The sequence below is a fragment of the Staphylococcus sp. CoH_129_LAB_1 genome, from assembly GCF_058191515.1.
In genome coordinates this window covers 15,424-28,106 of record NZ_JBXWKZ010000031.1, presented here as the reverse complement: position 1 = coordinate 28,106, position 12,683 = coordinate 15,424, and the positions used below count along the sequence as shown (strand labels likewise).

General features: G+C 28.2%; 12 protein-coding genes. 10 read left to right on the top strand and 2 right to left on the bottom strand.

Features of this window, described 5'->3' with window-relative positions; all coding sequences use genetic code 11:
* The coding region (locus AC2FB1_RS09205) for a hypothetical protein (protein WP_490674930.1) at positions 1 to 302 on the bottom strand (302 nt) is incomplete at its 3' end.
* Between AC2FB1_RS09205 and AC2FB1_RS09200 the strand changes: the two genes are divergently transcribed.
* From AC2FB1_RS09200 to AC2FB1_RS09155, 10 genes are all read left to right on the top strand, one after another.
* Positions 271 to 504, top strand: a complete 234-nt coding sequence (locus AC2FB1_RS09200) for an LPXTG cell wall anchor domain-containing protein (RefSeq protein ID WP_490674929.1) — start codon at positions 271 to 273, stop codon at positions 502 to 504. The genes AC2FB1_RS09205 and AC2FB1_RS09200 overlap by 32 nt on opposite strands.
* Before the next feature lie 148 nt (positions 505 to 652).
* Positions 653 to 1,846 (top strand): accessory Sec system protein translocase subunit SecY2, encoded by a 1,194-nt coding sequence (gene secY2, locus AC2FB1_RS09195; RefSeq protein WP_490674927.1) that lies wholly within the window; start codon positions 653 to 655, stop codon positions 1,844 to 1,846.
* 12 nt (positions 1,847 to 1,858) lie between these two features.
* Positions 1,859 to 3,415 carry an accessory Sec system protein Asp1 gene (asp1, locus tag AC2FB1_RS09190; RefSeq protein ID WP_490674926.1) on the top strand — a complete coding sequence of 519 codons (1,557 nt, stop codon included), beginning with the start codon at positions 1,859 to 1,861 and terminating at the stop codon, positions 3,413 to 3,415.
* Entirely contained in the window at positions 3,408 to 4,952 is a 1,545-nt protein-coding gene (gene asp2, locus AC2FB1_RS09185) for an accessory Sec system protein Asp2 (RefSeq protein ID WP_490674924.1), read from the top strand. Before asp1 ends, asp2 begins: the two co-directional genes overlap by 8 nt.
* A gap of 1 nt (position 4,953) precedes the next feature.
* Positions 4,954 to 5,460 carry an accessory Sec system protein Asp3 gene (asp3, locus tag AC2FB1_RS09180; protein ID WP_242306033.1) on the top strand — a complete coding sequence of 169 codons (507 nt, stop codon included), beginning with the start codon at positions 4,954 to 4,956 and terminating at the stop codon, positions 5,458 to 5,460.
* Positions 5,461 to 5,481: 21 nt separating this feature from the next.
* Positions 5,482 to 7,872 (top strand): accessory Sec system translocase SecA2, encoded by a 2,391-nt coding sequence (gene secA2, locus AC2FB1_RS09175; RefSeq protein ID WP_490674923.1) that lies wholly within the window; start codon positions 5,482 to 5,484, stop codon positions 7,870 to 7,872.
* Between the two features lie 17 nt (positions 7,873 to 7,889).
* Complete coding sequence (gtfA, locus tag AC2FB1_RS09170) at positions 7,890 to 9,401, top strand: accessory Sec system glycosyltransferase GtfA (protein ID WP_490674921.1); 1,512 nt, start codon at positions 7,890 to 7,892, stop codon at positions 9,399 to 9,401.
* The gene (gene gtfB, locus AC2FB1_RS09165) at positions 9,394 to 10,731 is read left to right on the top strand and encodes an accessory Sec system glycosylation chaperone GtfB (RefSeq protein ID WP_490674920.1); all 1,338 of its coding nucleotides are present in this window, start codon (positions 9,394 to 9,396) and stop codon (positions 10,729 to 10,731) included. Before gtfA ends, gtfB begins: the two co-directional genes overlap by 8 nt.
* 75 nt (positions 10,732 to 10,806) lie before the next feature.
* On the top strand, positions 10,807 to 10,950 hold the full coding sequence (locus AC2FB1_RS09160; protein WP_490674919.1) for a hypothetical protein: 144 nt from the start codon (positions 10,807 to 10,809) through the stop codon (positions 10,948 to 10,950).
* A gap of 232 nt (positions 10,951 to 11,182) precedes the next feature.
* Positions 11,183 to 12,324 (top strand): IS3 family transposase gene (locus AC2FB1_RS09155; RefSeq protein WP_490674918.1). Its coding sequence is split into 2 segments (ribosomal slippage): positions 11,183 to 11,453 and positions 11,453 to 12,324, totalling 1,143 coding nucleotides; the frame shifts between segments, so codons are not numbered across the junction.
* 95 nt (positions 12,325 to 12,419) lie between these two features.
* Here AC2FB1_RS09155 and AC2FB1_RS09150 read toward each other — a convergent pair.
* A complete protein-coding gene (locus tag AC2FB1_RS09150; RefSeq protein ID WP_490674917.1) occupies positions 12,420 to 12,620 on the bottom strand; it encodes a cold-shock protein in 201 nt (66 codons plus the stop codon).
* Positions 12,621 to 12,683 lie beyond the last annotated feature (63 nt).

Here is a 12,683-nt window from a genome sequence, read left to right as displayed (position 1 = left end):
ATGAGTACATCAGACAGTGCGTCAGTAAGCACAAGCGTTTCTGATTCAAGCTCAATGAGTACATCAGACAGTGCATCATTAAGCACAAGCGTATCGGATTCAAGCTCAATGAGTACATCAGATAGTGCGTCACTAAGCACAAGCGTATCGGATTCAAGCTCAATGAGTACATCAGATAGTGCGTCACTAAGCACAAGCGTTTCTGACTCAAATTCAATGAGTACATCAGACAGTGCATCATTAAGCACAAGCGTATCGGATTCAAGCTCAATGAGTACATCAGACAGTGCGTCAGTAAGCACAAGCGTTTCTGATTCAAGCTCATCTAATGTAGATCAACAATCAAATCACAAACATAATAGTAATGAAAACAAAGGGCTTCCTGAGACGGGTAATAATAATGATAATAATAATACAAATGTATTGATGGGAGCTGTTCTTTCATTACTTACTGGATTAGGTCTAATGAAAAAATCACGTAAAAGTAAAAGAGATAAAAAATAACATAGCAAAAGATAGTAACCAATAATAATATGAAATAAAGTAAAGAGGCTAAGACATAATATTGAATTTACATGATAGTAAATCAACTATGTTTTTAGCCTCTTTGCAATCATATTAAATTTTAAAACTTCAGGTGGAAAGTGGAAAAATGTTAAAAAATAAAAAAATAAAAATTTTACACAAAAGAGTAATTTTTACAATAACCATTCTTGCTATATACATATTTGGAAGTAATATTTCTATTATTGGTAATGAAAAAATTAAATCAAACCATAATAGTTTTTTAAAATTGGCTATCTCAAATGTCGGTGGAGATTTAAACTCATTAAACGTATTTTCGTTGGGGTTAGGACCCTGGTTAACAGCAATGATTATTATTATGTTATTCAAATATAGAGACATTGATAATATTGTTAAACAGACTCAATCTGAAAAGCAATTAAAGGAAAAACTATTAACAATATTTATAGCCTCGATCCAAGCATACTATGTTATCCATACTTATGTTCAGAGTAATATTATTCAGAATGCAAATATTCTATTACTAATAATGATTTTACTGACGGGCACATTACTATTAGTCTGGCTAGCTGACCAAAATACAACATATGGAATTGGGGGACCTATGCCAATAGTATTAATGAGTTTAATAAAATCTTTATTCCATCAACAATTATCTAGTATAAATATCACACCAACTTTATTTATTGTGATTGGTTTATTAGTTATAGCAATGTTAATACTTCTCTATATAGAATTATCAGAGTATCGACTATATTATAAAGACATCATGAATATGTCTACACAAAATTCACATTCTTATCTTTCCTGGAAATTAAATCCAGCAGGAAGTATATCTATAATGATAAGTTTATCTATATTCTTATTGTTAAATAATATTATTAATTTAATTGGAAATTTACTTTTGAATAAAGAAATGAATGTGGTGATTTTTAGCTTTGATAATCATATAGGTATTACAGTATATATTGTAATACAAATCATTTTTGGATATTTGTTATCTAGATTTCTGATTAATACTAAAAGAAAAGCTAAAGAATTTTTAAAAAATGGTAATTATTTTATAAACATTAACCCTGGGGAAGAAACTGAAAAATATTTAAATAAAAAAGCAAGAATAATTTGCTGGTTTGGTTCAATTACAGTGGCATTGATATTAGCAGTACCATTATATTGTTCATTATTGATACCAGAACTTTCAAAAGAGATATATTTTTCAATACAACTTATTATATTAATTTATATTGGTATAAGTATAACAGAAACATTAAGGGCATATTCTTATTTTGATCGATATAAAAATATATTAGATAAATATTAGGGAGGAATTTTAATGAGATATTTTATACCTGCGTGGTATAGCGAACAAAAATTGTGGAAAGATAATACACTTCCTTTCTATTATAAGCCGAATAAAACAGGTTTTGATGATATGATTAGCTTAATATCTATGCATAAGAAAAATGGGCGTAAATATAAATTATTAGTATTGAATTATTCACCCAATTTAAGATTATTTTTACATAGACATGATCTATTTGAAAGCGATTATTGGTCTGTATTTGATGTATTACAAAATGCACCAAATACGTTACCAAAAGCCATTGATTATTTAGAGCTAAATTGGTCTAAAGACACAGAGTTTGTATATTCACCATTTATGATAGAAGCAGTTATTAGTGAAAATATGTACTCTCAAATTAAGTTTAATCAGGAAGGATATATTCTTCATATACATGAATTTGAAAATGGAGTACAACAGAAAAAGATGATATTTGACGATAGAGGATTTATATCTTCTATTATTAAATATGAAAACGACATAGAGATTGAACAAACTTATTTAAATGTATTAGGTGAAAAAGTTTTAACTGAAAATTTAATAACTGGAGAAGTATTAACTAATACTCCCGTTAAAGATTTATTAGATCATAATAAGTATAAGAATATGTTGGAAATTATAGAAGAACTTGTTGAAAAGTTTTACACATATCAAATAACCCTATCGGACGATTTTATTGTTGCTTCAGATCAAAGACATAATAACCTTATTACTCGCTATTTTAAGGAAAATCAATTATGTTTTTCTGTGTTTTCAAATAGAAATAAAAACATAACGCCAAATCTAATTCAATCTATGCAACCTGTGAAAAGTTGCTTAGTTGATACAAAAAAAAATGAACGAGAATGTAATGTTATTATTAATAACAATTTAATTGATATGAAAGTATTTAGAATTACACCTTTTGATACTGAAAAAATAGAAAATATAAGTTCTCAATTATATGATATTAATATTGGTTTTTGGATAGACAATCTATCAAGAGAGACAGTCGAAATTATTATAAATCAATTATATAATTATATAAAAAATAAAGAAAACTTTAAAGTCACTATTTTAATGAAAGATATAGCAAGTAAAACACCGAAATGGTTATTAGATATAGTAAAAGAAAAAAATAAATTGTATAATGAAAAACAAAAAAAATTAAATGAAGAAATCGCTGATGTGTTAGAAGAAGAAATGGAATTCATAGAAATGATTAAAATTGAATCAGTCTTATTTGAAGATGATTTAATCAGAGCAATTTCAACATTAAGAGTTGTTATAGATTTGGGAGAGGAACCAGATTTATATCTACAAATTAGCGCAATCAGTGCAGGAGTACCTCAAATTAATATAATAGAAACGGAATATGTAACACCTGATATAAATGGTGTAATAATACCAAATTCAACTGATATGATACAAGCACTAGATTATTTCTTATTAAGTTTGAAAAACTGGAATTATTCTTATTCATCTTCTATAAAATTAGTAGACGAATTTAGTTCGACTAAGATAATTAAAATAGTGGATGATTTGATAAAAGGAGAGTTTTATGTCTAGAAATTTTAATATATTGCAAATCGGGGGAGAAGATTTAGAACCTATTTTTCAAGATAAAAAAAATGTGTACATAGATTATCTTGATCCCATACTATTTACATTTGAAAGTGGATATTTAGAAGCAATTGAAAATTTAATAGAGGAAGTTGGTTCATTTAATTTAGTATTTATTCAAACAACATATTCCCAAGAATTGTTGGAAGTTATTGAATTAGTTGGAGAACCGTATACAATTTATGTAGATGAAAAATATTGGGATTCTCAATTTGAAAATAATTTACTTTTAAAGCACAAATTTATTAAGCCCTTATATTATAAATCAATAGATGAATTACATTATAAATTAAAAGCTGGCGCATTTACAAAACAATATGGAGATAAAGTTTCTCCAATTAAGGGAGAAGTGCATCCTAAATTTCAAGGAGAATTTGAATACTTAGGTAATAAGGAACTTATTTTATCTGGAGATTTTGGAAAATCATATATACCAATTGTTAGTTGGAATCAAAACTTAGTTTATGACAAGAATATGATGGTACAGTTATGGCCTGAATTTTTTATAGAAGGAAATGTCGACATCCAGTTTGTAATTAGATTAATTCCATTTGGCTCATTAGAACATACGAAAGATGTTATTACATTGACAATGAAAGATTTAAAACAGCCAGTGGAATTGATGCCAAGACCTTATGATGCAAATATTTCAATAGTAGTAAAAGCAAAGGGGAGTGGTGTTGTTCATCTTAGAGCAATTCATAAACGTTGGTCTCGTGCAGAGATGGGTCAATTTATAATGGGAGGTCAACGTTATAATGATGAACATGGAGAAGAGTTTATACATTATTTCAATCCTGGTGATTTAAAGCCACCATTAAATGTATATTTTAGTGGATATCGTTCAGCAGAAGGATTTGAAGGATATTATATGATGAAAAATTTAAAAGCACCATTTTTACTTATTGGAGATCCTAGAATTGAAGGAGGATCATTTTATCTTGGCTCTGAAGCATATGAAAATAGTATTAAAAATATTATTAAAGATACATTAGAATATTTAAATTTTAAAGATGATGATTTGATACTATCTGGATTGTCAATGGGATCATTTGGAGCATTATACTATGGCGCTCAATTAAACCCAAGAGCTGTTATTATTGGTAAACCACTAGTAAATATAGGCAGAATTGCTGAAAATATGAAATTAAAGAGACCTAATGATTTTGGAACAGTACTTGATATTTTAATGGCACAAGAAGATACATTTGATAAAAAGAATATCAATAATTTAAATAAACGTTTTTGGAAAAAATTCAAGACAAATGAAGTTGAAAATACTACGTTTGCTATTGCTTATATGGAAAATGATGATTATGATGATATAGCATTTGATGATTTAATGTTTGTGTTAAGAAACGCTAAAACGCATGTAATGACTCGTGGTATTCCTGGTAGGCACAATGATGATTCAGCAACCATAACAAGTTGGTTTGTTAACTTTTATCATATTATTTTAAATAATCAATTTGGGAGAGAATAATATGAATCAAAATAATCGCTTCAATATCATGTGGAAAAAAATACATAAAAGTACTTTTATGTATGGGACTAGGCTAAAATTTAATAACAAATCCGTAAAAATAGATAATTCATTGCTCCCCTCTGGAATGGTAATACACAAATGGTATATGTTATCAAGCTATTCCACAAATAGGCAAGTTCCTTCATTACCGATTTTGAAAAAAGGAAGCAAGTATAGAATTAAATTTGAATATAATGTGACCCCTGAAAAATCAGTGTATTTTAAAATCAATTTATATAAAAAAAATGGTGAAAAGATTAAAAGTATAATCATCGAAAATGATAATATTGAGTTTGAATACCCACTAAATGCTTATTCTTATAATATTGAATTAATGAATGCTGGGTTTCAAAGCTTACAATTTCGACGAATTATTATCGAAGACAAACATATAGAGAGTAATCATTTGGCACAGCCAAATGTTATTAGTAAAACGATAGATAAAATCAGACATAATAAAATATAAAATTCGGAAAGAAGTGTTCAAATGACAAATAAAATTGACAATACTATTAATAAAATGCGTCTAAAAAAACTAAAAAAAACATTAATTAGTATTAATAAAATGAGTCATGTTTTTTCTGAATATACTGATAAGGCATTAAAAGCAAAAACTCAAGAATTTAAAAAACGAATACGAGAATCTAAAGAGTCGCTAGATAAAATATTACCAGAAGCATATGCTGTAGTCAGAGAATCTGCTTACCGTGTATTAGGTATGTATCCTAAAGATGTGCAAGTGCTAGGTGCTATAGTAATGCATCAAGGCAATATAGCTGAAATGCAAACTGGAGAAGGCAAAACGTTAACTGCGACGATGCCCTTATATCTAAATGCCTTAACAGGGAAAAGAACATTTTTAATTACGACGAATGATTACTTAGCTAAAAGAGACTGTGTGGAAATGAAACCATTGTATGAATGGTTAGGTTTAACTGTATCATTGGGCTTTATAGATATTCCAGATTATGAGTATGAAGCTGGTGAAAAACAAAAGTTATATGCACATGACATAATATATACAACAAATGGTCGTTTGGGGTTTGATTATCTTACTGATAATTTAGCGGATCATAAAAAATCTAAATTTTTACCAGAATTACATTTTGCAATTTTAGATGAAGTCGATTCAATAATTTTAGATGCAGCGCAAACACCTCTTGTTATATCTGGAGCACCAAGATTACAGTCTAATTTATTTGAAGTTGTAAAAGAATATATACATACGCTTAAAGATGACAAACATTTTAAACTTGATAAAAATAAAAAGGAAATATGGTTAACAAAACAAGGTATTGATAAAGCAAATGATTATTTTAAAATAAATCATTTATATAATGAAATGAATTTTGATTTAGTTCGTATTATTAATTTATCATTAAGAGCAAAGTATCTATTTGATTACAATTTAGATTATATTATATTAAATGGAGAAATTGTGCTTATAGATAGAATTACAGGACGAATGCTTCCAGGTACGAAATTACAGTCAGGTTTGCATCAAGCAATTGAAGCTAAAGAGGATGTTGAATTATCTATTGACAAAAGTATTATGGCTACAATTACCTTTCAAAACTTATTTAAACTTTTTGACAAATTTGCAGGTATGACTGGAACAGGCAAACAAGGAGAAAAAGAATTTTTTGAGTTATATTCGAAAATCGTAGTTGAGATTCCTACTGACAAACCTATTCGAAGACAAGATTTGGAAGACAGAGTGTTTACAAATATAGAAGAAAAAAACCAATCTATCATTAACGAAGTTGTTAAAAAACATAAAAAATCTCAACCAGTTCTTTTGATAACTAGAACAGCAGAAGCAGCTGAATACTTTTCAACTAAACTATTTCAATTAGAAATACCTAATAATTTATTAATTGCTCAAAATGTTTCTAAAGAAGCTCAAATGATTGCGGAGGCGGGAAATAAAGCAGCAGTCACTGTGGCTACCAGTATGGCAGGACGTGGCACTGATATTAAATTAACTAAAGGTGTTCATGAAATTGGCGGTTTAGCAGTTATTATTAATGAACATATGGAAAATAGACGTGTAGATAGACAGTTAAGAGGACGTTCTGGACGACAAGGTGACCCTGGAGTATCGCAAATATTCGTATCACTAGATGATTACGTTGTCAAAAAATGGAGTCAATCTAAATTATTAGAAAATGACAAGTTGAAACAAACTAATAGTAAAGTTTTAGAAAATAGTAAAATTTTTAAAATGAGAGTAAAAAATATTGTAAATAAAGCACAAACTGTTTCAGAAGAGACATCTATTGTTCAACGCGAAATGGCAAATGAATTTGAAAAAAGTATTAGTGTCCAAAGAGACTTAATTTATAAAGAAAGAAATCGTATTTTAGATATGATTGATAAAAGTCAATTTGATTATAAGCAATTGGCAAAAGATGTTTTTATAAATGATTTAAAAAAATTTAATATAAAAGATGAACAAGATGTAATTAGCTATATTTATAAAAATTTATCGTTCAACTTTGATGCAAATAACGAAAAGATAACTGTATATAATCAAGAGGATATTGTTAATTTTTTAATGAAACATTTTATAAATCAATTTGAGGAAAATCAAAAAAAAGCAGCAGATCCTTATTTTATATTACGTTTTATACAAAAATCAATCATTAAAGCAATTGATATAGCATGGATTGAACAAGTAGATTATCTACAGCAATTAAAAGCTAACGTTAATAATCGTCAAAATGGGCAAAGAAATGCTATATATGAATATCATAAGGTTGCATTAGAGTCATATGAAGATATGATAATTACATTAAAAAGAAATATTATAAGAAATTTATGTTTAAGTATTATTACTTTTGATAAACATGGAGATCTTGTAATATATTTCCCATAAAACAAAGGAGTTTTACGATGACTGTATATAATATAAATTTTGGTATAGGTTGGGCAAGTAGTGGTATTGAATACGCTCAAGCATATCGAGCTAAATTATTCAGACAGTTGAATAGAAAAGCTAAGTTTATTTTTTTAGATTTCATTTCATCTGAAAATATTCAAACATTGACTGATAATTTAGGATTTAAAGATGATGAAATAATTTGGTTATACCAATATTTTAGTGATATAAAAATTGCACCAACAACTTATACGATAGAAGATTTAATTAATGAAATTGGGAATGAAATCACCCATATAGAGGATAATGGCAAAATAAAAAGATTATATTTCAATGATGATAAAAACTCATTTGCAACATGTTATATGAAGAATGTAGATGAGAATTATGTGGATAGAGTAGAGTTTGTTATTGAAGGTTACTTAGTAAGAAAAGATTTTTTTAGTTACACGAAAGTTTTTTCGGAGTATTATGCTCCATATAAAAATTATGCCAAAATATATATGAGACAATTTTATAATGAAAATGGAACAATTGCATATAAAGAATATATAGATGATAAAGAAAGTATTTTTGTATTTGACGATGCTCAACTATATAGCAAAGCAGAATTTGTTTCATATTTTATTAATAAATTGCATTTAACAAATAAGGATATAGTAATTTTAGATAGAGCTACAGAAATTGGTCAAGCAGTAATACAAAATAAAGGTATAAGTAAATTGGGTGTTGTAGTTCATGCAGAACACTTTAGTCATAATGCTACAGATGAAGATAATATTTTGTGGAATAATTACTATGAATATCAATTTAGAAATGCGAAATTTGTGGACTTTTTTATTACTGCGACAGATTTACAAAACTATATTTTAAGTCAACATTTTTCTAAATTCACTCAGGATAAGCCATTAATTAGGACAATTCCTGTAGGTAGCTTAAATGAACTTACTTATCCAGATAAAAAGAGACAACCATATTCAATCATAACTGCATCACGACTTGCTAAAGAGAAAAATGTAGATTGGATAGCTAAGGCAGTTGTGAAAGCAAAGAGAGATATTCCTAAATTAACGTTTGATATATATGGTCAGGGTGGAGAAAAAGATAAAATAGAAAAAATTATTTATGAAAATAATGCTCATGACTATATTACATTAAAGGGCCATGTTAATTTGAAAGATATATATTCAAAGTATGAATTATTTGTATCTGCTTCACAAAGTGAAGGATTTGGTTTAACGCTAATGGAAGCTGTAGGATCTGGATTAGGAATGATTGGTTTTAATGTTAATTATGGAAATCCAACGTTTATTAATAATGATAAAAATGGTTATCTTATGTCTGGTAATGTGGAATCCTCACTTAAAGAAGAAAAGATCAATGAATTAGCTTCATACATTGTTAAATATTTTACAAAAGGACCAAAAAATCCCGAACGTGCCTCCTATGAAATTGCCAGTAAATTTTTAACTCAAAGAATAGTAGAAAAATGGAATATGCTAATTAAGGAGGTGCTACATGATTAATATATTTGATAATTATCATTTTCATTCACAATTGTTACATCGTTCTTTGAAACTTTCTGGATATCATCATTTAACAATTTGTTTAGAAGATAATGGTTTTTTACCAGATGATGTTACCTCTCCTTATCAATTTTTTGCTAAAAACCCAATTAATCAAAAAGACAAACCACTATTCTTTAATGAAATAGAGGTACCAACTTATTGGGAAATTACAGGTACAAACGATATGGGTGAGATAAAAAATTTAGGAGAATTGAGAGGTAGAATTTTTTATCAATCAAATTTTAAGTCTCGAATTGTAAAACGAGTTGAGTGGTTGGATAATAAGCAACGATTACGTACAGTTGATTTTTATAATAAAAATGGTTTTAAATTTGCAGAGATAGTTTATAGTTTAAGTGGTAAAGCTATAATGAAAAAGTACTTTGACCGTTTAGGGAAAGAAATCATTTATGAAAATTATGTAACTGGAAATTATGTATTAAACTGGAATAATAAAATACATTTTTTTAAATCTCAAGAAGCATTTATTGTATATTACTTAAAGCAACTTAATGTTGATTTAGATGAGGTTATTTTTAATTCACTAGCTATGCCATTTATTGCATTATATAGAATGGATACAATTGGAAAAGGAATTCTAATCTGGCAAGAAAATAGTCACGGAGTTCTTCCTGGAAACATGAAACTTATGTTTGACGAAGCATTAAACAGAGACTATTCAATAATAATACCTGATAGCGAAGAATACCAAACTATTTATCAAAGGCTTGATGATAAAGAACGAAATAAAGTCTTTAGAGGTGGCTATCTCTATGAGTATCAAAAACAAAATCAATTGAGTAAAAATATATTAACTTTAACTAATTCAGATCAATTGTCTTGTATTGAAGAGTTACTAAAAAATAATAGCAATTATAATTTCCATATTGCAGCTATTACAGAAATGTCTAATAAATTATTAGATTTAGGTAAATATGATAATGTTCGATTATATCCAGTAGCAAATGAAGAGACAATTGAATTATTATATCAACAATGTGATATTTATTTAGATAATAATAAAGGTAATGAATTATTGAATGCAGTTAGCCGTGCATTTGAAAATGATATGATTATTTTTGCTATGCTTACTGAAGCACATAATCGTATATTTACTGCGACTGAAAATATTGTTATGGAAAAGGATATTAATAATTTGACAGTAATGTTGCAAAAAATGTCTAATAGCAATAAAACATACTGTGCTAGGTTACAATTACAAAAAGATTATGCAAATGAAATTGAACGTGAAACATTTATTAATAGTATTAATATGGCACTAAGTTAATTTATATAAATGAAGAGATTAGAATTAATATACTAGATAAAATCTTTAATTTTCATTTGTTTATCGATATGTAAATTGAGTCCAGGATATAAAGGTGATTACTTAGAACTTACTTTTGACACTGAGAAAAGTATTCATAGTAAGCAACAACCAAAAATGTTATATATAGGTAGAACACGTCAATATATAAGTCGCGAAAAAACACCATTAGAAGAGTAAGCATATAAAGACAAAGTATTTGGCGGGACTCTTGAGGAAACAGGACAACCTAATAAAGACTACAGGCTGAAGCTCCCCTTAAGAATGCAAACAACAATACGTAATATTGTAAATAAAAAAGCCAGTAAATGGGTTTATAAAAACTCATGGACTGACCCCAATTAGTGGGAATGATATAAAAACACTTTCGTTGAATTCATATTAAAATGAATCATGCGGAGGTGTTTTTTCTATGAAAAGAGTTTCTTATTCAGTAGAAACAAAGTATAAAACTGTTGAAATGAAAGCAGCAGGATTTTCAACAAAAGAAATTATGGAAGAATTAAATATTAGAAATAGAACACAAGTGGAAACTTGGTGGCGATGGTATCGAAATGGGGAAAGTTATAGATTTTCACAACACGTTGGTAAACAATATACCTACGGTAAAGGATTAGAAGAGCTGTCAGAAGTAGAACAATTAAAATTAGAAAATAAGAGAAAAGATATAGAATTGGATATTTTAAAAAAGTACAAGGCATTGGAAAGGAAGTGGTACCAACAGTAGTCATAGATTTAGTGGATCAATTAAAAGGAAACTATTCAATCAAATTGATACTAGAAGTATTAAACATACCTAAATCAACATATTACCGATGGAAAAACAAAACCTATAAAAATGATACTGTAACACAAAAAGTTATTGAATTATGTGAAGCTAACCACTATACCTACGGTTATCGTAAGATTACAGCACTGATTAATCAATGTTATACATCATCAATTAATCATAAGAGAGTACAGAGAATTATGCAGAAGCATCATTTAAACTGCCGAGTTAGACCTAAAAAAACGACAAGGATAGGTAAACCGTATTATAAAACAGACAATTTATTACAAAGACAATTTAAAGCGAGTTGTCCCATGGAAGTATTAACAACCGATATTACTTATTTACCATTTGGTCATTCTATGTTGTATTTATCTTCGATAATGGATATTTATAACGGAGAAATTGTGGCGTATAAAATAGATGATAAACAAGACCAACGTTTAGTTAATGATACATTAAATCAAATCGATATACCCGAGGGATGTATATTACATAGTGATCAAGGCAGCGTTTATACATCTTATGCTTATTATCAATTATGCGAAGAAAAAGGCATTATCAGAAGTATGTCCCGAAAGGGAACACCTGCCGATAACGCCCCGATAGAAAGTTTCCATTCCTCGCTAAAGTCTGAAACTTTTTACATCAATAATCAGCTTAATAGCTCTAATCATATTGTAATAGATATTGTCGAAAAATACATTAAAAACTATAATAATAATCGAATTCAACAAAAACTAGGCTACTTATCCCCTGTAAAATACAGAGAATTAGCAGCCTAGAACATAGTGTTTTTATTAAGTTCCCATTTTAAGGGTTCAGTGCCCTCATTTACTGGCTTTTTTAGGATTTATGTCGCAAGTCTCTAAAATTTATTTTAAACAGGGACAACATTTGTTGCTTGTTCGCCACGTTGACCTTCAATGATGTCAAACTCTACTTTTTGACCTTCTTCTAAAGTTTTATATCCATCAATAGCGATACCTGAGAAGTGAACAAACACATCGTCGCCGTCTTCTCTTTCGATAAATCCAAACCCTTTTTCTGCGTTAAACCATTTAACTGTACCGTTATTCATATAGAATACCTCCAAGTGCTTTTGCACATCATATTTGTAACAAATTCATAAATTAAAAGAGAA